Origin of the sequence: Chitinimonas koreensis (assembly GCF_014353015.1) — a bacterium.
In the GTDB taxonomy this organism is placed as follows: Bacteria; Pseudomonadota; Gammaproteobacteria; order Burkholderiales; family Chitinimonadaceae; genus Chitinimonas; species Chitinimonas koreensis.
Window position 1 is genome coordinate 4,690,987 of sequence record NZ_CP060704.1, and the last position, 21,100, is coordinate 4,712,086.

Here is a 21,100-nt window from a genome sequence, read left to right on the forward strand (position 1 = left end):
CAAGGACAGCGGCCGGCTGCGGCGCGTTCCGGCCGACTGGCGCAAGACGCCGGCCGGATCGGCATTCGGTGCCATAGCGCGCCCGCGGCGAGACAGGCCCTGCGCTTGCGTCCACCGCGAAGCGAGCCGTAGGAGCGGCTTCAGCCGCGAATGGGCGTTCGCAGCCACGCCGACCATGCGCGGCTGAAGCCGCTCCTGCGAGCCATATGCCGATGCGCCATGAAAAACGGCGGCCGAGGCCGCCGTCCGTTCGATGCGCGGTCGGATCACTTGACCGTCACGTTCTCGAAGTTGTTGTTGGTGAACGGGCTGGGCTTGAAGCCGACCACGTTCTTCTGGAACGCCACCGTCGTCATCGGCTCGACCAGCGAGGCCCAGGGCATCTCGTCGATGAAGATCTTCTGTGCCTTCTCGTAGAGCTTGGTGCGCTCCTTGAGGTCGGTCACGCGCTTGGCCTGGTCGACCAGCTTGTCGAATTCCTTGTTGCACCAGCGCGAGCGGTTCTCGCCGCTTTCGGCGGACGAGCAGGTCAGGTTGGGCGTCAGGAAGTTGTCCGGATCGCCGTTGTCGCCGGCCCAGCCGTAGATGGTGGCATCGTGCTCGCCGGCCTTGGTGCGCTTTTGCAGCTCGACCCACTCCATCACCACGATCTTGGTCTTGACGCCGATCTTGGCCCAGTCGGACTGGATCATCTCGGCCGTCAGCTTCGGATTCGGGTTGGTGCCGCCGCCGCCGTTACGCACGTAGAGCGACATCTCGAAGCCGTTCGGGTAGCCGGCTTCCTTCAGCAGCTTCTTGGCCTTCTCAATGTTCTGGGTGTAGGCCGGGATCGACTTGTCGTAACCCCACATGGTCGAGGGCACCGGCAGGTGGGCCGGCGCGGCCGAGCCCTCGTACACCGCCTTGACCATGGCCGGCTTGTCCAGCGCGAAGGCCAGCGCCTGGCGCACGCGCTTGTCCGACAGGTTCTTGTGCTGGACGTTGAAGGCCAGGTAGGCGATGGTCAGCGCCTTGTGGTCGAGCACCGTCAGCTTCGGGTCGGCCTTGAGCATGGCCTTGTCGGCCGGCTTGGGGTAGACCATGAAGTTGCACTCGCCGCGCTTGAGCCGCTGCGCGCGCACCGCCGGGTCGACCGTGATGGCGAAGATCAGCTTGTCGCTGCCGGGCTTGCCGCGCCAGTAGCTCGGGTTGGCCTCGTAGCGGATCTGCGCGCCCTTGTCGTAGCGCTTGAACACGTAGGGGCCGGTGCCGACCGGCAACAGGCCGATCTGGCCGTCCTTGCCGGCCTTGGAAAGCTGCTGGGCGTACTCGGCCGACACCACGTCGGCGAAGCCCATCGCGAGGTCGGCCAGGAACGGCGCCTCGGGCTTGCTCAGGGTGAACTTGACGGTGTACGGATCGATCTTGTCGATCTTCTTGATCAGCGCCGGGAAGCCCATGTCGCTGGCGTAGGGCCAGCCCTGCAGGCTGGCCTTGGCGCCCGGATGCTTGTCGTCGATCATGCGCAGGAAGGTCCACAGCACGTCGTCGGCATTGAAATCGCGGCTGGGCTTGAACCAGTCGGTGGTGTGGAACTTCACGCCGCGGCGCAGGTGGAAGGTGTATTCCAGGCCGTCGGCGCTGATGTCCCACTTCTCGGCCAGCGCCGGCACCACCCGGGTGCCGCCCTTCTCGAATTCGACCAGGCGGTTGTAGATCGCCTCGGACGCCGCGTCGTGGGTCACCGCGGCGGTGTACATGCCGCCGTCGAAGCCCTCGGGCTCGGCTTCCGAGCAGAACACCAGCGGCTTGGCCTGCGCGGTGGCGGCCAGGGCCAGGCCCAGTGCCGCCGCACTCAGTTTGAATCGGTTCATCGCAAATTTCTCCTCGCTCGCCGCGCCGGCAGGCGCAGCCTTACGACGCGAAAAAGGACAGGCGGACCTGTCCTTTTCCCATGGCTCGACGCCGGCTTACTTGACCGTGACGCCCGAGAACGACATCAGGCCGAAGGGGCTGATCTTGAAGCCCTGGACCTTCTTGCTCATCGGTACCGTGACGGTCGAGTGGGCGACCGTGGTCCACGGCAGTTCCTGCTTGAAGATCTCCTGCGCCTTCATGTAGTCGGCGGTGCGCTTGGCGACGTCGGTGGTCTGCTTGGCGCGCATGATCAGGTCGTCGAACGGCTTGTAGCACCATTGCGCGTAGTTGTTGCCGCCGACCGCGTCGCAGCCGAGGTTCACGCCGAGCCAGTTGTCCGGATCACCGTTGTCGCCGGTCCAGCCGACCAGGATGGTGTCGTGCTCGCCCTGCTTGGCGCGCTTGAGGTACTCGCCCCACTCGTAGCTGACGATGTTGGCCTTGACGCCGATCTTGGCCCAGTCGGCCTGGATCATCTCGGCCATCTGCTTGCCGTTCGGGTTGTACGGACGCACCACCGGCATCGCCCACAGCGTGATGGTCAGATCCTTCACGCCGGCCTTGGCCAGGTTGGCGCGGGCCATGTCGGGGTTGTAGCCGGCGTCCTTGAGGTTCTTGTTGTACGACCACTGGGTCGGCGGCATCGGGTTGGTGGCCGGCTGGCCGGCGCCCTGGTAGACGGCCTCGATGATCGCCTTCTTGTTGATCGCCATGTCGAGCGCGCGGCGCACGGCGGCGTTGTCCAGCGGCTTGTGCTTGACGTTGTAGGCGAGGTAGCCGACGTTGAAGCCGGCCTGGCTCAGCACGGTGATCTTCGGGTCCGCCTTGAGCACGGCGGTATCGGCCGGCTTGGTCTGGAAGCCGATGTCGCACTCGCCGCTCTTGATCTTCTGGGCCCGCACGGTGCTGTCGGTGGTGATCGCGAAGATCAGGTTGTCGACCTTCACCTCGCCCTTCTTCCAGTAATCCTTGTTGGCCACGTAGCGGATCACCGCGTCCTTCTGGTAGCTCTTGAACACGAACGGGCCGGTGCCGATCGGCGCGCTGTTGATCTGCTGCGGCTTGCCGGCCTTGAGCAGGCCGTCAGCGTATTCGGCCGAACTGATCGAGGCGAAGGACATCGCCAGGTTCTGCAGGAAGGCGGCGTCGACGGCCTTGAGGGTGAACTTGACGGTCTGCGGATCGATCTTCTCCACCTTGACGATGTTGGCATCCATGCCCATGTCGGTGAAGTAGGGGAATTCGGTCGGATAGGCCTTGCGGAACGGGTGGTCCTTGCTGAGCATGCGCTCGAAGGTGAACACCACGTCGTCGGCGTTGAAGTCGCGCGTGGGCTTGAAGCTGTCGTTGCTGTGGAACTTCACGCCCTTACGCAGATGGAAGGTGTAGCTCAGGCCGTCCGCGCTCACGTCCCACTTCTCGGCCAGGCCCGGCTGGACCTTGGTGCCGCCGCGCTCGAACTCGACCAGCCGGTTGAAGATGGTCTCGGCCGAGGCGTCGAAATCGGTGCCGGCGGTGAACTGGCCCGGGTCGAAACCGGCGGGGCTGCCTTCGGAGCAGTACTTCAGCGTGGAGGCGGCGGAAGCACCGGCGGCGGCGAAGGCCGCGGCCAGCGCGAAGGACAACACGGACAGACGCTTCATGAGTTCATCCTCGTGGGTGTGAATGCATACGCTTGGATGGGCGCCACCGCTACGCACGGGTTCGTGGCCGCGGCCGGCACTCGTTGACTTGGATGCGGGGTTCCGCATGGCGCGAGACGGTAACACAGCCGTCATGGCGAAAACAGAGAGCCGGCGTATCCGGATGACGTCGTGGTGAAGCGAGCCGCCAAGCCGGCCCCGGGCCGATCCCGGACGGCCGCGCCGGCGCGCCGCCGCGCCCTGCGTCAATCCTGATCTTTCTGACACTTGCGGCATCCGGGGCAGTGCCGAAGGCGCGCCGGCAGCGGCTTTTGCGCCGCGCAAGCGCGACCTTGCCGAGGTGTAGCTACTGTTTCCTAACTACAACGCTGCCGACCGAGTAGCCGGCGCCGAAACTCGAGATCACCCCGACTTCGCCCGGCGCGAGATCGCCGTGCAGGTGGAAGGCGATGATCGAGCCGGCGCTCGAGGTATTGGCGTAGCGGTCGAGGATCACCGGCGCTTCTTCCGCCGTCGGCTCGCGTTCGAGCAGGCGGCGGGCGATCAGCTGGTTCATGCCGAGGTTGGCCTGGTGCAGCCAGAAGCGCTTCACCTGCGCCGGCGCCAGCTCGAGCGCGGCCAGGTGGCCGGCGATGTGCTCGGCCACCATCGGGCAGACTTCCTTGAACACCTTGCGGCCCTCCTGCACGAACAGCTTGTCGCGCAGGTCGCCGGTCTTGTCCTCGCAGCGGTTGAGGAAGCCGGCGTTGTTGCGGATGTTGTTGGAGAACACCGTGGCGAGTCGGGTGCCGAGGATCTCGTAGCCGGCCACGCGCGCGTCGGCGGCGCGCTCGACCACCACCGCGGTGGCGACGTCGCCGAAGATGAAGTGGCAGTCGCGGTCGCGCCACTCGAGGTGGGCCGAGCAGACTTCCGGATTGATCATCAGCACCACGCCGGCGCCGCCGCTGCGAACCGCGTTGGCGGCCTGCTCGATGCCGAAGGTGGCCGAGGAGCAGGCCACGTTCATGTCGAAGGCCCAGCCGCCGATGCCGAGCGCGGCCTGCACCTCGATCGCCAGCGCCGGGTAGGCGCGCGGCATGTTGCTGGCGGCGCAGATCACGCCGTCGACCTCGGCCGCCGTGCGGCCGGCCCGCTCGAGCGCCTGGCGCGCGGCGGCCACGGCCATCTCGGCCATCACCGACAGCTCCTCGTTGGCGCGCGGCGCGATGCGCGGGCACATGCGCTCGGGGTCGAGGATGCCCTCGCGGTCGAGCACGTGGCGCTGCTTGATGCCCGAGGCCTTCTCGATGAACTCGACCGAACTCTCGGCCCGCGCCTCGATTTCGCCGCGGGCGATGGCGTCGGCGTGGTCGTCGTTCCAGCGGCGGATGTATTCGTTGAAGCTCGCCACCAGTTCGGCGTTGGTGACGACGTCCGGCGGCGTGAACAGCCCGGTGCCGGTGATGACGGCTTGATGCATGGCGGCCAACCCTTTGATCCGTTGGGGGTGCTTGCTTTCGAGCAAGCATTCGAATGGGCGCGATGATAGCAGATGGGCCGCGGCGGCTTCGCAGCACGGCGGCGCGGGCTACGGCGTCCCTTCCTCCGCGGCCGGCGGGGCGTCGTCGAGCTGGGCGAACACCGTCGCCGCCACCGCGCCGAGCACGCCGACGCAGGCCAGGGTGGCGCGGAACACCGTCAGCGTATGGTCGTCGGCGCCGTGCGGATGGCCGAAGTGCTTGGAGAAGGCCGACAGCAGCGCCGCGGCGCTGGCCACGCCGAGGCTCATCGACAGCTGCATGGTCATCGACAGCAGGCTGTTGCCGCCGCTGGCCAGCGGGCCTTCCAGATCCTTCAGCGTCACCGTGTTCATGGCGGTGAACTGCATCGAATTGATCGCGCCGAAGCAGGCCATGTGGAGCGCCAGCCACCAGGCCGGCGTGGCCGGGCCGAGCAGCGCGAAGCTGGCGATCATCGCGCCGACCAGCACGGTGTTCACCGTCAGCACCCGGCGATAGCCCCAGCGCGTCAGCACGCGCTCGGCGAAGGTCTTCACCGTCATCGCCGCCAGCGCGCTCGGCACCAGCGCGAAGCCGGCCTGCAGGGGCGTGAAGCCGAGGCCGACCTGCAGGAACAGCGGCATCAGGAAGGGCATGGCGCCGCTACCGAGGCGAGCGAACAGGTTGCCGAAGATGCCGACCGCGAAGCTGCGGACCCGGAACAGCGCGAGGTCGAACAAGGGCTCCTCGGCGCGGCCGGCATGCAGCCAGTAGGCCACGATGGCGGCCAGCCCGCCGACCAGCAGCAGCGTCGACCAGGCGCGGGCGAAGCCGAGCTCGCCCAGGCCCTGCAGGCCCAGCGACAGCATCACCATGCCGCCGCCGAGCAGCAGGTAGCCGGGCCAGTCGAACGGCGCGCGGTCGAGGCTGACGTAGTCGGGCATGTAGCGCCGTACCGCCCAGGCGCCGACCAGGCCGACCGGCAGGTTGATCAGGAAGATCCAGTGCCACGACGCCGCCTGCACCAGCCAGCCGCCCAGCGTCGGCCCGATCAGCGGCCCGACCAGGCCCGGCAGGGTGACGAAGCTCAGCGCCGCCACCAGTTGCTTGCCGGGGAAGACGCGCAGCACGGCGAGCCGGCCGACCGGCATCAGCAGCGCGCCGCCGATGCCCTGCACCACCCGCGCCGCCACCAGTTGCCACAGCTGGCGCGATTCGGCGCAGAGGAAAGAGCCGATGGCGAACACCAGCACCGCGAAGTAATAGGTGCGGCGGGTGCCGAAGCGGTCGGCCAGCCAGCCCGAGGCCGGCATCAGCAGCGCCACCGTGAGCATGTAGGCGATCACCACCGACTCCATCCTGAGCGGGCTCTCGCCGAGATTGGCGGCGATGCTGGGCAGCGCGGTGTTGAGGATGGTGGCGTCGAGCGCCTGCATGAAGAAGCCGAGCGCCACCAGCCAGAGCAGGGGGCGATTGCGGTCGGGCGTGTTCACGACGCTGGCTCCGTAGTCATGATTCGTGTGATTCGACCAGTTGTGCTGGCGCCCGGCGGAGCCGGGCGCTTACCGTTAGTGAGAGCCCAACCGTCGGGCGCCGTCCCGATCCATCCCTACTCCCCCGCCCTCGCCGCCGCGAGGGAGCCTCGCTGCGCTCGTTCGCTCTCCGTTGGAGCTGTAGCTAGGCATATCGCTGCGCTCATGCCGGCTACCGCCGTGGCGCTTGGGGCTATGTAGGAGCGGCTTCAGCCGCGAATGGTGAGAGTCCAACCGTCGCCATTCGCGGCTGAAGCCGCTCCTACAGCATCCTGCAACGGTCTTCGCAGCACTCAAGCCTCATGGGGATTGGCGACTTCGACGGGTACGGGTTGCAGGATGGGCAGCAGCGCCTTGGGATCGAGCCCGACCAGGAAGCCGCGCTTGCCGCCGTTGAGGTAGATGCGGTCGAGCTCGAGGATGGTCTTCTCGATGTAGACCGGGATCGGCTTCTTGGTTCCCAGCGGCGAGGTGCCGCCGACCAGGTAGCCGGTGTGGCGGTTGGCCGCCTCGGGCGTGCACGGCTCGACGTGCTTGCGGCCGGTCTGCCGCGCCAGGTTGCGGGTCGAGGTCTCGCAGTCGCCGTGCATCAGCACGATCAGCGGCTTCTTCGCCTCGTCCTCCATCACCAGCGTCTTGATCACGGCATGCTCGGGCACGCCGAGCTGCCGGCACGACTCGGCGGTGCCGCCCTTGTCGACGTAGTCGTACAGGTGTTCGGTGAAGGCGACCTTGTGCTGGCGCAGCACGCGGACGGCCTGGGTGACGGGGGCTTTGTCCTGGCTCATGGGCGGTTCCGGCGCGGGGAATGGGCGGGATTCTAAAAGAGTGTGAGGCGGGAGGGGAGGGGGTAACCCCATCCCCTCCCAACCTCCCCTTGAAGGGGGAGGAGTAGGACGCGCAAGGTTCGATCGTCAGAGATGATTAGACGTGTCGCAATGCGGCTCCCTCCCCTTCAAGGGGAGGGCTGGGGTGGGGATGGGGTTACCCCTCACCCCTCACCCCTCGCACCTCACCCCGCTCTCCTACAATCCCCCATGCTGATCGAAACTCAACGCCTCCGCCTGCGCCCACTGGCCGAGCCCGACCTGGCCACCTTCATGGTCTACCGCAACGACCCCGAAGTCGCCCACTGGCAGGGCTTCGACGTGCCCTACCCGCTCGAATCGGCCCAGGCGCTGTTCGCCGAGTGCGACGCCGCCCGTCCGCCGAGCCCCGGCGAATGGCGCCAGATCGCCATCGCCCGGCGCAGCGACGACGCGCTGCTGGGCGACTGCGCCGTCTGCCTGTCGGCCGACGGCCGCCAGGCCGAACTCGGCATCACGCTGGCGCCGCAGCACCAGGGCCAGGGCTACGCCGCCGAAACGTTCGCGGCGCTGTTCGACTGGCTGTTCGGCAGTTGCGGCCTGCACCGCGTGCACGCCAGCTGCGACCCGGCCAACCTCGCCTCGGCCCGGCTGCTGCGGCGGGTGGGCATGCGCCAGGAAGGCCATCTGCGGCAGAGCCTGTGGTTCAAGGGCGGCTGGGCCGACGACCTGGTGTTCGGTCTCCTGGCCGAGGAATGGAAGGCGGCCCGCCGGTCGCCGCCGGGCTGAACCCACAGCGGCCGAAGACCGGCGGTGGAGCGGCGGCTACTGGTAGCGCGAGGTATAGATCGCGACCACGCCCTCGGCGATCGCCGCGCGCACGCCCTCGTCGAGCCGGCGGAACACCTCGTCGTCCAGCCGCAGATTGCAGGCCAGCCACATCTGGGTCGAACGCGGATCGCCGCCGCGCACCACCTCGCGGATCTCGTTGGCATAGCCGTCGCGCCGGGCGCGGTAGCGGCCGCTGATCGCGCCGGCCACCCACAGGTCGATGCGGCCGGCGCGCAGCTTGGGCAGGTTGTGCAGGTCGGCCGGCGCGCGCTCCAGCGTCACGCCCTGCCGCTCGACGTAGTCGCCGTAGGCGTCCGACTGGTAGCCGCCGACGCGATAGGCGCGCGCATCGGCGATGCGGGCCAGCTTGATCGGGCTGTCGGCGCGGGCGAACAGCGCGATGTGATCCTCGACCAGCGGGCCGATCCACTTGAAATCGCCCTCGCGATCGGGCGTGCGCACCGCCGAGTAGACGCAGCTGTCCTCGCGCGTGCGCGCCAGGCTCAGCGCGCGGGTCCACGGCAGGAGTTCGAAATGCGCGCCGAGCCCGGCGCGGTGCAGTCCTTCGCGCAGCACCAGGGTGGAGATGCCGCTGACCACGCCGGCCTCCATCATGTTGAACGGCGGGTAGTCCTCGGTGTACAGCGTGAGCGCCCGCGCCGGCAGGGCCAGCGCGAGCAGCAAGGCGGCGGCGGTTCGGGTCATGGCGCAGTCCCTCGATTTATTTTCTGCTTGCCTTACGAACTTAGCCCGTCATGGGCCGGCTGCGCCAGTCCGGCAGACGGAGAAAGCTTAGAATCGGCGCAAACCCGACGGATATTGCCGATGACTCCCGATCTCCCTTTCGCCGCCGGCCTGCATGCGCTCGGCCCGGCCTTCTACTCGCAGGTCGCGCCCACGCCGCTGGCCGAGCCGCGCCTGGCCGCCTGGAACGGCGAGCTGGCCGTGGCGCTCGGCCTGCCGGCCACGCTCGACGCCGCCGCCGGCCTCACCGCGCTGCTGGCCGGCAACGCCTCTCCCGGTGCACCGGCCAGCATCGCCACCGTCTACTCGGGCCACCAGTTCGGCGCCTGGGCCGGCCAGCTCGGCGACGGCCGCGCGCTGCTGCTGGGCGAGCTGGCCGGCCAGGAGATCCAGCTCAAGGGCGCCGGCGAGACGCCCTACTCGCGCATGGGCGACGGCCGCGCGGTGCTGCGCTCGTCGATCCGCGAATACCTGTGCTCCGAGGCGATGCACGGCCTGGGCATCCCGACCACCCGCGCACTGGCGCTGGTGGCCTCGCCCGAGCCGGTCTGGCGCGAGACGCTGGAGACCGCCGCGGTGGTGACGCGGGTGGCGCCGAGCTTCCTGCGCTTCGGCCACTTCGAGCATTTCTTCTACAAGGGCGAGCACGAATCGCTGAAGCAGCTGGCCGACTATGCGCTGGCGCGCTACTACCCCGCTTGCCTCGAGGCGGCCAACCCCTACCAGGCCATGCTGGAGGCGGTGATCGCGCGCACCGCCGAACTGATCGCCGGCTGGCAGGCGGTCGGCTTCTGCCACGGCGTGATGAACAGCGACAACATGTCGCTCCTGGGCCTGACGCTCGACTACGGCCCGTTCGGCTTCCTCGACGGCTTCGACGCCGGCCACATCTGCAACCATTCCGACCCTGGCGGCCGCTACAGCTACGCCAACCAGCCCGAGATCGGGCTATGGAACCTGCACTGCCTGGCCCAGGCGCTGCTGCCGCTGCTCGACCGCGACGCCGCGGTAGCGGCGCTCAAGCGCTACCAGCCGCAGTTCGAGGAGGCGCTGACCGCGCGCTTCGGCGCGAAGCTGGGCCTGACGACGCAGGAGGACGAAGACTGGCGGCTGCTGACCCGGCTGTTCGACCTGCTGCAGGCCGGCCGCACCGACTGGACCATCTTCTGGCGCAAGCTGGGCGATTTCGACAGCGCGCCCGCTGCGATCAATGCGCCGGTCCGCGACCTGCTGGTCGACCGCGCGGCATTCGACGGCTGGGCCGCCGACTACCGCGCGCGGCTGGCGCGCGAAGGCTCGGTCGATGCGGTGCGGCAGGCGGCGATGCGGGCGGTCAATCCGAAGTACGTGCTGCGCAACCACCTGGCCGAGGCGGCGATCCGCGCCGCCAAGACCGGCGACTTCGGTGAGATCGACCGGCTGCGGACCTTGCTGGCACGCCCCTTCGACGAGCAGCCGGAACACGAGGCCTATGCCGGCCTGCCGCCCGACTGGGCGCAGGATCTGTCGGTGAGCTGCTCGTCCTAGGCACGGGCCGCGAGTGCACCGGTAGGTCGGGCTTTATGCCCGACAGCGACCCGATTCAGGGCGCTGTCGGGCATAAAGCCCGACCTACATCACTCCACGTCCTTTGCGGTCCCCAGCCGCCTCAGCGCGCCAGCCGCCAGGCCAGCCGCGCCGCCACCTTGGCGGTGATGCCGTCGCGGTCGAAGGCCGGGTTCAGTTCGGCGATGTCGGCCAGCATCAGCTTGCCGGTCGCCTTGGCGGCGTCGATCAGCGCTTCCACCACCGCCAGTTCCACCCCGCGCGCGGCCGGCGCCGAGACGCCCGGCGCGACCGCGGCCGGCAGCACGTCGAGGCAGACCGTCAGGTAGAGCCAGTCGACCTCGTCGGCAAAGAAGGTCAGCGCGTCGAGCAGGTCTTCCAGGTTCTCGCGGCCGCAGTCCTCGTCGCCGCGCCACTGCACGCCGAGTTCGCGCGCACGGTGGAACAGCGCCTCGGTATTGCCCGGCTCGGAGATGCCGTAGACCAGGTAGTTGAACGGCGCGCCGTTGGCCGCGCAGGCGTCGGCGATCTGGCGGAACGGCGTGCCCGAGCTGCCGCGCGCGCCGGCGCGCAGGTCGAAGTGGGCATCGAGGTTGACGATGCCGATGGTCGGCACCCGCGCCTGGGTCTCGGCGTGGCGGGCCAGGCCGAGGAAGCTGCCGTAGGCGATCTCGTGGCCGCCGCCCAGCACCAGCGGGAAGTGGCCGTCGGCCAGCAGGTGGGCGACCTGGCGGCCGAGCTCGGCCTGGGCCGCTTCCAGCTCGTCGCCCTGGCAGCGCACGTCGCCGGCGTCGTAGACGTGGCCCTCGTGATGCCAGGCCAGGTTGGCCAGCGCGCGGCGGATCGCCACCGGGCCGTCGGCGGCGCCGGGCCGGCCGTGGTTGCGTGCGACGCCGGCATCGCTGGCGAAGCCGAGCAGCGCCACGCCGGCCGGCGCGTCGGGATTGAGGCCCTGGATGCGCTCGTGCCAGCGGCGCGCCAGCGCGCCCTCCTCGGCGTCGATGCGGCCTTGCCAGAGCGTCGGGTCGTACGGGGTATGCATGGGAGGATGTCCTGTGGGGCGAAACGCGGCGGAAAAACGCGCAGGGTTGAATTCCGCCGGCTTAAATGAGTCTGCACGGTGGCGTGTCTTCGATCATCGACAAGGGTAAATCATGAGGATGGGGAACGGAAAATCGATCGCGGCCGGCACGCTGGCCGCACTGGCCTGCCTCTTGGCGGGCCAGCCGGCGCAGGCGGCCGGCGCGGCGGCCTCGCCGTGGTGCAAGGCGGGCAAGCCGGTGAAGCTGGCCGGGCTGGACTGGGAGAGCGGCGCCTTCCTGACCGCGACGCTGCAGCTGGTGCTCGAGCACGGCTACGGCTGCCGCACCGAGACCGTGCCGGGCAACACCGTGACCATGGAGACGGCGCTGGCCAACGACGACATCCAGCTGCTGGCCGAGGAATGGGTCGGCCGCAGCGACGCCTGGAACGCCGCCGCGCGCGCCGGCAAGGTGAAGGCGGTCGGCCACGTGATCGAGGGTGCGGCCGAGGGCTGGTACGTGCCCGACTACGTGGTGAACGGCGATGCCCGGCGCAAGATCAAGCCGCTGGCGCCGGGCCTGAAGTCGGTCGGCGACCTGCCGCGCTACAAGGCGGTGTTCGCCGACGAGGAGGAGCCGGCCAAGGGCCGCTTCCTCAACTGCCCGACCGGCTGGACCTGCGAGGGCGTCAACAGCCAGAAGCTCAAGGCCTACAAGCTGACCGACAGCTACGTCAATTTCCGCCCCGGCAGCGGCGCGGCGCTCGATGCCGAGATCGCCTCGGCCATCCTGCGCGGCAAGCCGGTGCTGCTGTACTACTGGTCGCCGACCGCGCTGATGGGCAAGTACCGCTTCGTGCGGCTGGCCGAGCCGGCTTACGACGCGCGCTGCTTCGCCACGCTGGCCGACAAGGACCACCCGGCGCCGTGCGGCTCGGCCTCGCCGGCCGCGCTGATCCAGGCCGGCGTGTCCAAACCGTTCGCCGAGTCCGATCCGGTGCTGGTGGGGATGCTGGAGAAATTCAACGTGCCGCTCGACCAGCTCAACCGCGCGCTGGCCGAGATGGCCGAGCGCAAGGTCGACGCCCGCGCGCAGGCGCGCGCCTGGATGAAGGCCAATCCGGCGGTCTGGCGCAAGTGGGTGCCGGCCGATGCGGCGGCGCGGATCGCGGCGGGGCTCTAGCGGTGAGGCGTGAGGGGTTAGGCGTGAGGTGTAACCCATCCCCCTCCCGGCCTCCCCCTTGAAGGGGGAGGGGTAGTTCAGCGCCGCATCTACCGGCACTGATCGTCATTGCGTCGCAGCCCTGCTCCCTCCCCTTCAAGGGGAGGGCTGGGGAGGGGATGGGTTACACCTCACACCTAACCCCTCACACCTCACTCGGGTTACCCCCTCACATCCATCCCCTTATTCCTCACACCCCAGATGAGCACGCCCTTCTTCATCCCCCTGTCGTTCAAGGACGCCGTCAACCATGCCGTCGAATGGCTGGTCGGCCAGTACGGCGACCAGTTCCGCCAGCTGTCGGGCCTGCTGCTGCGCGGCGTGCTGCTGCCGCTCGAAAGCGTGCTGCGCGCGGCGCCGCCGTGGCTGGTGCTGCTGGCGGTCGCGCTCCTGGCCTGGCACGCCAGCCGCAGTGCCGGGCGCAGCCTCGGCCTCGCCGCGCTGCTGTACCTGATCGGCTGCTTCGGCCTGTGGGACGCGCTGATGCAGACACTGGCCATCATGCTGGTGGCGCTCGCGCTGGCACTCGCGATCGGCATCCCGCTCGGCATCGCGGCGGCCTGGTCCGACCGGCTCCGGCGCGTGCTGCTGCCGGTGCTCGACGTGATGCAGACGCTGCCGAGCTTCGTCTACCTGGTGCCGGTGCTGATGCTGTTCGGCCTGGGCAAGGTGCCGGCGATCCTGGCCACCGTGGTCTACGCCCTGCCGCCGCTGGTGCGGCTGACCGACCTCGGCATCCGCCAGGTCGACCCGGGCCTGACCGAGGCGGCCTGGTCGTTCGGCACCACGCGCTGGCAACTGCTGCTCACCGTGCAGTTGCCGCAGGCACGGCCGACCATCATGGCCGGCATCAACCAGGCCACCATGATGGCGCTGGCGATGGTGGTGATCGCCTCGATGATCGGCGCGCGCGGCCTGGGCGAGGACGTGCTGGCCGGCATCCAGACGCTCGACGTCGGCCGCGGCATGCAGGCCGGCCTCGCCATCGTGATCCTGGCCATCGTCGCCGACCGCATCGGCCAGGCCTACGGCCGGCCGCGCGCGCGCCGGACCGCGGAGCCGCGCCGATGAGCCGCATCCGCCTGATCGAGGTCAGCAAGGTCTACGGCCCGGCGCCGCGCGAGGCGCTGGCGCGGCTGGCCGCCGGCGAGGACAAGGCCGCGGTGCTGGCCGCCACCGGCAGCACGGCCGGGCTCGACCGCGTCTCGCTCGAGATCGGCGCCGGCGAACGCTTCGTGGTGATGGGGCTGTCCGGCTCGGGCAAGTCGACGCTGGTGCGCCACCTCAACCGCCTGGTCGACCCGAGCGCCGGCCGCATCGAGGTCGACGGCGAAGACATCCTCGGCTACGGCGCGGCGGCCCTGCGCGACTACCGCCGCCACAAGGTCAGCATGGTGTTCCAGGGCTTCGGCCTGCTGCCGCACCGCGACGTGCTGGGCAACGTCGCCTACGGCCTCGAGGTGCGCGGCGAGCCGCGGCGGCGGGCGCAGGCGCGGGCGGCCGAGTGGCTCGAACGGGTCGGCCTGGCCGGCTATGCCGCGGCGCTGCCGGATGCGCTGTCGGGCGGCATGCGCCAGCGCGTCGGCCTGGCGCGCGCGCTGGCGATGGATACGCCGATCCTGCTGATGGACGAACCGTTCTCGGCGCTCGATCCGCTGATCCGCGCCGAGATGCAGGCGCAGCTGCTCGAGCTGCAGGCGGCGCTGGGCAAGACCGTGGTGTTCATCACCCACGACCTGGACGAGGCGCTGCGGCTGGGCCAGCGCATCGCCATCCTGCGCGACGGCCGCGTGGTGCAGGTCGATACGCCGGAACGCATCCTGGCGGCGCCGGCCGACGACTACGTGCGGCGCTTCGTCGAGCGGCGGGCGGCAGCGGGCTGACCGGGAGCGATGCGCCCCCTGCAGGAGCGGCTTCAGCCGCGAATCGTGGCGCTTGCCGCGATGGTGGACGGAACGACCATTCGCGGCTGAAGCCGCTCCTACGGGGGCGCGCCAGCGTCGGCGGGGCGGTGGCGACATCACTTCGCCACCCAAAGCCGATAGTCGGAAGGCCCGCCAAGGAAAACCTCGGCCGGTTTCCTTGGCGGGCCTCCGTGTACAGGCCGTTGCTGTAGCCGAGCCTCCGCGGCAATCAAGCCATCTTCACGCCGCCCACCCAGCGTCCCGCCAGCGGCGCCGCGCCGAGCCAGTAGCACAGCTCGGCCGGCCGGCCGATGCGCCACAGGGCCAGGTCGGCGCGCTTGCCGACTTCGAGCGTGCCGGCCTGGTCCTGCACGCCGAGCGCGCGCGCGGCGTGGCAGGTCATGCCGGCCAGCGCCTCGGCCGGGGTCAGGCGGAACAGCGTGCAGGCCATGTTGAGCGCCAGCAGCGCGCTGGTGCACGGCGCGGTGCCCGGGTTGCAGTCGGTCGCCACCGCCATCGCCACGCCGGCCGCGCGCAGGGCGTCGATCGGCGGCAACCTGGTCTCGCGCAGGTAATAGAAGGCCACCGGCAGCATCACCGCCACCGTGCCGGCCGCGGCCATGGCGGCGATGCCGTCGGCGTCGAGCCACTCGAGGTGGTCGGCCGACAGGCCGCGGCGGCGCGCGACCAGGCCGGCGCCGCCCTGGTCGCTCAACTGCTCGGCGTGCAGCTTGACCGGCAGGCCGAGCGCGCCGGCGGCGTCGAACAGCCGTTCCACCTGGGCCGGGCTGAAGGCGATGTTCTCGCAGAAGGCGTCGACCGCATCGATCAGCCCTTCACCGTGCAGGATGCCGAGCCAGGCGATGCAGGCGGCGACGTAGTCGTCCTGGCGGCCCTGGTATTCGGGCGGCAGCGCGTGGGCGGCCAGGTAGGTGGTGTGCACCGCGGCGCCGCCGGCCGCGCCGAGCCGGCGCGCCACCCGCAGCATGCGGCGCTCGCTGTCGAAATCGAGGCCGTAGCCGGACTTGATCTCGACCCGGGTGACGCCCTCGGCCTCGAGCCGCGCCAGCCGGCCGCGCGCGGCGGCGAACAGCGCGTCCTCGCCGGCCGCGCGGGTGGCCGCCACGGTCGAGCGGATGCCGCCGCCGGCGCGGGCGATCTCCTCGTAGCTGGCGCCTTCGAGCCGCAGCTCGAATTCGTGCGAGCGGTCGCCGCCGAAGACCAAGTGGGTGTGGCAGTCGATCAGCCCGGGCGTGAGCCAGCCGCCTTCGCCGTCGATCTCTTCGGCCACGCCGGCGGCGATCTCGCCGGTCAGCGCGTCGGCGCGGCCGAGCCAGGCGATGCGGCCGTCGCGCACCAGCAGGGCGGCGTCGCGCAGCTCGCCGTAGCCCGCGCCGTTGGCGGTCGCGGCGGAGTCGGCCATGGTGGCCAGGTGGACGTTGCGGATCAGGGTGGCGGACATGGCGGCGCAGGCAGGAATGGAAGGGTGCGCCGCCGATCGCTGCCGCGGCGCCGGGCGGATTTTCCCGCATCCGAAGTCCGGCGGGTAGCAGGGAAGACGTGAGGAGTGAGGGGTGAGGAGTGAGGGGTGAGGGGTGAGGGGTGAGGGGTGAGGGGTGAGGGGTGAGGGGTGAGGGGTGAGGGGTGAGGGTGAGGGGTGAGGGGTGAGGGGTGAGGGGTGAGGGGTGAGGGGTGAGGGGTGAGGGTGAGGGGTGAGGGGTGAGGGGTGAGGGGTAACCCCATCCCCACCCCAACCCTCCCCTTGAAGGGGAGGGGGCCGCATTGCGACAGGTCTGACGATCACTGACGTTTGAACCTTGCGCGCCCCGCTCCTCCCCTTCAAGGGGAGGCTGGGAGGGGATGGGGTTACCCTCACCCCTAACACCTCCCCCCTCACTCGAAGGGGTTACCCCTCACGCCTAACCCTCACCCCTCGCCCGCACTCAATTCACCAGCAACCCCGCCGCGAGAACACCGCCATGTCGACATAGCGCGAAGCGCGCTGGCCGCCGCGCAGCGACAGCACCGCGCCGCCGACATCGGCCTGGTAGCCGTCCAGCGCGCGCCGCAGCGCGACGCCGCCCTCGCCGCCGGCCGCGCGCAGGTTGTCGGCCAGCATGCGCGCGGCCATATAGCCCTCGAGCGAGGCGTAGCTCGGCGGCTCGTCGCGGTATTTCTTCAGCGTCGCGACGAATTCGCGCGCGATCGGCGACAGCGGATTGTAGGGCGAGGGCACCAGCGCGCTGACCGCCACGCCGCGTACCGACTCGGGGCCGAGGAATTCGCGCATCGTCTGCGGGTTGACCCAGCTCAGCGCATAGAACTGGGTACCGGGCCGCAGCGCCTGGTAGGCGCGCACGAAGGCGGCCGAGCTGACGGTGGGCGCGGCCAGGATCACGCCCTGCGGATTGCTGGCCGCCAGTCGCGCCGCGGCGGCCTCGACCTCGATGCTGTCGGTCGGCAGCCCGGCCTGGCCGACCAGCGCGGCCTTCACCTCGGCCAGCCGGACCGGTACCTCGAGGCGCGCGGCGCGACCCAGCGCGTCCTCGCCGCTGACCAGCGCCAGCCGCGTCAGCCCGCTGGCATTGGCGATGCGGGCGATCTTGCCGACCTCCGCGGCGAGGCCGGCGCGCAGGTAGTAGACGCCGCCCTCGCCCTTCACGTCGATGCCGAGGTAGGGCGCCACCAGCGGCAGGCCGGCCAGCGCCTTGTCGGCCAGCACCGCGCGGATGCCGTCGGCGCCGATATAGCCGAACAGCGCCTGCGGCCGCTGCTCGGCCACCAGCTTGCGGCTCAGCGCCAGCGTGGCTGCCGGCTCGCCGCCGTCGTCGGCCACCACCAGGTTGACCGGCCGGCCGTTGATGCCGCCGCGCGCGTTGAGCTGGTCGAAATACACCCGCGCGCCGGTGACGAAGTCGCGCCCGGTGTCGCCGTTCGGGCCGCTCTGGTCGGCCACCTGCACGACGTTGATCGGCGCGCCGGCCGCGGCGGCGGACGCGAGGATGCACAGGAAGCTGCACAGGGCAGGCAGCAGGGAACGGAGCATGGCGGCGGTCCGGGGGAAACGGTTAGGCCGCCAATGTGCCGTCATATTGTTATCCGCTCATGAAGCCGCCGGCCCGGCGCAGGCCCGTCCCGGCCGGCTGCGCTAGAATCGGCCCTCCCCGCCGCCCCGCCCGCCATGACCGCCACCCGCCCGATTCCCCTGCGTCGCCCTGTGCTCCACCGCGCTCGGCGACGAGACCTGCATGGGCTGCGGCCGCAGCTTCATCGAAGTGGCCAACTGGGTGTTCATGACCGAGGCCGAGAAGGAAGCGGTCTGGCAGCGGCTCGAGGCGCACTGGCGCGCCCGCGGCCAGACGCCGCCCTGGCTGCGCTGCCGCGGCTGACGCGCCGGCGCCGTTACCTTCCTCCGCGTCGCGCCGGCCGCTTGCACGGCGCCGGCGCAAGTCCATGGGCTATATATAGTCCTGAGAAGGGCCATGCCGGCCGTCGGATCGGCGCGTCCGCCGCCGGGCGCGCCGTCCCCGCTCGCCGCGGTCCGGCGCAAGACCTATTCAAGACCTAGTGGATTGGACGGATCGGAGGAAGTCTTGAACCAGCGGCCCCAGTCGTCGTCCGGCATCTTCGACCGCTTCGCCGCGTTGATGCTGCTGCTGTTGCTGGCCCTCTTGTGCGGCCTGGCCTGGCTGATGCTGCGCACCGCCGACCAGCAGAACCTGGCCGCCATCCGCGCCGAGGAGACGCTGGTGCGCGCGCTGCTCGACCAGTCGCGCCGCCAGCTGCCGCCCACGCTGTACGACTACGCGCAGTGGGACGACATGTACCGGCGCGTCGGCCTGCCGGCCAAGGCCGATCTCGCCTGGTTCGACGAGAGCACCACCGAGACCATCCACAGCAAGCTCAAGATCGACCTGATGCTGCTGGTCGACGTCGACGGCCGGGTCGACCGGCTGATGTACAAGGGCAAGCTGCTCGACCCGGCCGGCTTCGACCTGGCGCGCCTGCCCGACTGGCGCGCGCTGATCGACGCGGTGCTGCGCCAGCCGCCGGCCGGCGAGGCGACCCTGCGCGACCTGGCCTGGAACGACCATGCCTACTGGGTCGCCGCCCAGCGCATCGCGGCCCAGTCGCCGGGCCCGCAGGACGGCCGCCGCGCGCTGCTGTTCGCCCGCCGGGTCGATACCGCCCGCATGCTCGACCTGCTGGCTGCCCAGCGGCTGCCCGACCTTGCCCTGCACGATGCGCCGCGGCCCGAGGCCGCCTGCGTCGCCGCCACGCCGCTCACCGGCGTGCAGGCGCGCTACCTGTGCTGGACGCCGATCCGCAGCGGCAGCGCCTTCCTGCAGGCGCTGGCCTTGCCGGCGACGCTGCTGATCCTGCTGATGGTCGGGCTGTGCTATGCGCTGCTGCTCGACGGCCGCCAGCGCCACCGCGCGCTGCAGGCCAAGGCCGAACGGCAGGCCGGCCAGCGCGGCGCCACGGTCGCGCTGGTCGGCCACATCTATACCCACCGCCACGACGAGACCCAGGACGAAGCCGCCTTCTGGCGCGGCTTCGCCCGCCTGGTCGGCCAGACGCTGCGGGTCCGCCGGGTGCACCTGCTGCTGTATACCGACGATGCCGACGGCGTCCGCACGGTGGTCGATCTGGACGTCGCCGCCGACCGGCCGGCCGAGGGCAAAGCGCCGCGGCGGCCGGCCGACCAGCGCCAGGTGCTGGCCGAGCGCTACCTGCTCGTCACCGGCAGCCCGAACCCCGGCGCCTGCGCGGCCATCATGCGCGACGGCAAGCTGATCGGCGAACTGTCGGTCGAGCACGGCGGGACGGTCGAGTGGGCTTCGGAAGATGCCAACTTCCTGGTCACCGCCGCCGCGCTGGCCGCGCTGTCGCTGGAAAGCTCGACCCGGCGCGGGGTCGAGCACAGCCTGCACCGGCAGGTCTACTTCGATCCGCTGACCGGGCTCTCCAGCGCGCTGCGGCTGAGCCAGGAGCTCGACAGCCGGCGCACCGACTGGACCGGCGCGGTGGTGGTGGCGGTGGTGCGCATCGAGGGGCTGGAGGACATCAACCTGCTGTACGGCCGCGAGGCCGGCGACCGGCTGCTGGTGATCCTGGCCGGCCGGCTGACCGCCGCGCTCGGCGACGACGAGCTGGCGGCGCGCAGCGGCGGCAAGCGTTTCGACCTGCTGTTCCATGCCGGCGACGCCGAATCGGGCCGGCGCCGGCTGGCCGACCTGGAGGATCGGCTCGGCGCGCCGTGCCAGCTCGACAGCGGCGTCTACCGGCCGCAATGCCGCATCGGCGCGGTGTTCTGCAATGCCGGCGTGCTCAGCCTGGCGCGGCTGCAGGAAGCGAGCCTGGCGCTCGACTACGCCCAGCACAGCAACCAGGACAAGGTGGTGTGGTACGACGCCCGCCTGCGCGCGCTGTCGGAGCGCCGGCTGGCGCTGGCCCAGGCGCTGCGCCAGGCGCTGAGCCAGGGCGGGCTGTCGCTGGTCTACCAGCCCTATGTCGACGCCCACAGCGGCCAGCCGGTCGGCGCCGAGGTGCTGCTGCGCTGGACCCACGCCGCCTTCGGCGCGGTCTCGCCGGCCGAATTCATCCCGATCGCCGAAGAAAGCGGGCTGATCGGCGAGCTCGGCGACTGGGTGGTCGACACCGCGCTGGCGCAGCTGCGGCGCTGGCGCGACGAATTGCCGGTGGTACTCAAGCTGGCCATCAACCTGTCGCCGCGCCAGCTGGCCGACCCGGCGCTGGCGCTGCGGCTGTTCACCGCGATGGCGCGCCACGACGTCGGCTGCAGCGGCATCGAGTTCGAGGTCACCGAGGGCCTGGCGCTCGAATCGTCGCCGGTCATCACCGCCAACCTGCAGGCACTGCAGGCGGCCGAGATCGACATCGCGATCGACGACTTCGGCACCGGCTATGCCACCTTCAGCTACCTGCGCCGCTACAAGGTCGAGAAGATCAAGCTGGACAAGCTGTTCATCGACGGCGTCAACGACGAGGCGGCGCAACTGCTGGTGCGCAGCATGATCACCATGGGCAAGGGCCTGGGCGCCGGCGTCACCGCCGAGGGCGTCGAGCACGAGGCGCAATGGCGGCTGCTGCGCGACATGGGCTGCGACTACATCCAGGGCTATTACTTCGGCCGGCCGATGGCGGCCGAGGCGTTCGAGAAATGGGTGGACGAGCGGATGCACGGCGACGGGATCGACATCTGAGGCGGCGGCCGGCGTGCGCCGACGCGGTCTGGAGCGTCCGGCAGGCAGCGCAGCCGATGCGCAACGGTCGGTCGGACTTCGGTCCGACAGCGGCCTCGAACCCGATCGCTGTCGGACTGAAGTCCGACCTACACCGGCCGCGGCGACGACACCGGCGATGCCGGGACCACGAGGCTCACCGTAGGAGCGGCTTCAGCCGCGAATGGCCGAGCGTCCACGGCCGCCATTCTCGGCCGAAGCCGCTCCTG

The 21,100-nt window shown here is 70.4% G+C and carries 16 protein-coding genes; 7 read left to right on the plus strand and 9 right to left on the minus strand.

The annotated features are described in order from the left end of the window. Positions 1-266 precede the first annotated feature (266 nt). The 5 genes from H9L41_RS19815 to ybaK form a co-directional block, all read right to left on the minus strand. Positions 267-1,853 carry an ABC transporter substrate-binding protein gene (locus H9L41_RS19815; RefSeq protein WP_034606088.1) on the minus strand — a complete coding sequence of 529 codons (1,587 nt, stop codon included), beginning with the start codon at positions 1,851-1,853 and terminating at the stop codon, positions 267-269. A 96-nt stretch (positions 1,854-1,949) separates the two neighbouring features. Further along, the gene (locus tag H9L41_RS19820) at positions 1,950-3,539 is read right to left on the minus strand and encodes an ABC transporter substrate-binding protein (protein ID WP_028444949.1); all 1,590 of its coding nucleotides are present in this window, start codon (positions 3,537-3,539) and stop codon (positions 1,950-1,952) included. A 346-nt stretch (positions 3,540-3,885) separates the two neighbouring features. Beyond that, the gene (locus tag H9L41_RS19825; RefSeq protein ID WP_028444948.1) at positions 3,886-5,001 is read right to left on the minus strand and encodes a beta-ketoacyl-ACP synthase III; all 1,116 of its coding nucleotides are present in this window, start codon (positions 4,999-5,001) and stop codon (positions 3,886-3,888) included. Between the two features lie 108 nt (positions 5,002-5,109). After that, positions 5,110-6,513: a multidrug transporter subunit MdtD gene (gene mdtD, locus H9L41_RS19830; RefSeq protein ID WP_028444947.1), complete on the minus strand. Its 1,404-nt coding sequence runs from the start codon at positions 6,511-6,513 to the stop codon at positions 5,110-5,112. Between the two features lie 332 nt (positions 6,514-6,845). Beyond that, the gene (gene ybaK / locus H9L41_RS19835; RefSeq protein ID WP_028444946.1) at positions 6,846-7,340 is read right to left on the minus strand and encodes a Cys-tRNA(Pro) deacylase; all 495 of its coding nucleotides are present in this window, start codon (positions 7,338-7,340) and stop codon (positions 6,846-6,848) included. A gap of 249 nt (positions 7,341-7,589) precedes the next feature. Between ybaK and H9L41_RS19840 the strand changes: the two genes are divergently transcribed. Beyond that, positions 7,590-8,147: a GNAT family N-acetyltransferase gene (locus H9L41_RS19840; RefSeq protein WP_028444945.1), complete on the plus strand. Its 558-nt coding sequence runs from the start codon at positions 7,590-7,592 to the stop codon at positions 8,145-8,147. Positions 8,148-8,183: 36 nt separating this feature from the next. On the opposite strand, the gene H9L41_RS19845 is transcribed toward H9L41_RS19840, so the two are convergent. Then, entirely contained in the window at positions 8,184-8,894 is a 711-nt protein-coding gene (locus tag H9L41_RS19845; RefSeq protein ID WP_028444944.1) for a substrate-binding periplasmic protein, read from the minus strand. Between the two features lie 120 nt (positions 8,895-9,014). Here H9L41_RS19845 and H9L41_RS19850 point away from each other — a divergent pair, with 120 nt between their 5' ends. Beyond that, positions 9,015-10,460, plus strand: a complete 1,446-nt coding sequence (locus H9L41_RS19850; RefSeq protein WP_034606087.1) for a protein adenylyltransferase SelO — start codon at positions 9,015-9,017, stop codon at positions 10,458-10,460. Positions 10,461-10,581: 121 nt separating this feature from the next. On the opposite strand, the gene hutG is transcribed toward H9L41_RS19850, so the two are convergent. After that, positions 10,582-11,520 carry a formimidoylglutamase gene (gene hutG / locus H9L41_RS19855; protein WP_028444942.1) on the minus strand — a complete coding sequence of 313 codons (939 nt, stop codon included), beginning with the start codon at positions 11,518-11,520 and terminating at the stop codon, positions 10,582-10,584. A 112-nt stretch (positions 11,521-11,632) separates the two neighbouring features. Between hutG and H9L41_RS19860 the strand changes: the two genes are divergently transcribed. The 3 genes from H9L41_RS19860 to H9L41_RS19870 all read left to right on the plus strand — a co-directional run bounded on the left by H9L41_RS19860 (position 11,633) and on the right by H9L41_RS19870 (position 14,604). Beyond that, the gene (locus tag H9L41_RS19860) at positions 11,633-12,682 is read left to right on the plus strand and encodes an ABC transporter substrate-binding protein (RefSeq protein ID WP_211236813.1); all 1,050 of its coding nucleotides are present in this window, start codon (positions 11,633-11,635) and stop codon (positions 12,680-12,682) included. A 240-nt stretch (positions 12,683-12,922) separates the two neighbouring features. Continuing rightward, positions 12,923-13,792: an ABC transporter permease gene (locus H9L41_RS19865; protein WP_034606085.1), complete on the plus strand. Its 870-nt coding sequence runs from the start codon at positions 12,923-12,925 to the stop codon at positions 13,790-13,792. Further along, entirely contained in the window at positions 13,789-14,604 is an 816-nt protein-coding gene (locus H9L41_RS19870; protein WP_051318737.1) for a quaternary amine ABC transporter ATP-binding protein, read from the plus strand. Before H9L41_RS19865 ends, H9L41_RS19870 begins: the two co-directional genes overlap by 4 nt. Before the next feature lie 250 nt (positions 14,605-14,854). Here the strand turns inward: H9L41_RS19870 and hutI are convergent, their stop codons facing one another. Both hutI and H9L41_RS19880 read right to left on the minus strand, forming a co-directional pair. Further along, complete coding sequence (gene hutI, locus H9L41_RS19875) at positions 14,855-16,087, minus strand: imidazolonepropionase (protein WP_028444939.1); 1,233 nt, start codon at positions 16,085-16,087, stop codon at positions 14,855-14,857. A 486-nt stretch (positions 16,088-16,573) separates the two neighbouring features. Further along, the gene (locus tag H9L41_RS19880) at positions 16,574-17,671 is read right to left on the minus strand and encodes an ABC transporter substrate-binding protein (RefSeq protein WP_187523548.1); all 1,098 of its coding nucleotides are present in this window, start codon (positions 17,669-17,671) and stop codon (positions 16,574-16,576) included. 202 nt (positions 17,672-17,873) lie between these two features. On the opposite strand from H9L41_RS19880, the gene H9L41_RS19885 reads away from it, so the two are divergent. Together H9L41_RS19885 and H9L41_RS19890 are read left to right on the plus strand one after the other, a co-directional pair. Continuing rightward, positions 17,874-18,014 carry a DUF1289 domain-containing protein gene (locus H9L41_RS19885; RefSeq protein ID WP_265583852.1) on the plus strand — a complete coding sequence of 47 codons (141 nt, stop codon included), beginning with the start codon at positions 17,874-17,876 and terminating at the stop codon, positions 18,012-18,014. A 204-nt stretch (positions 18,015-18,218) separates the two neighbouring features. Beyond that, positions 18,219-20,852 carry a bifunctional diguanylate cyclase/phosphodiesterase gene (locus H9L41_RS19890; RefSeq protein ID WP_028444937.1) on the plus strand — a complete coding sequence of 878 codons (2,634 nt, stop codon included), beginning with the start codon at positions 18,219-18,221 and terminating at the stop codon, positions 20,850-20,852. Positions 20,853-21,100: the final 248 nt, after the last annotated feature.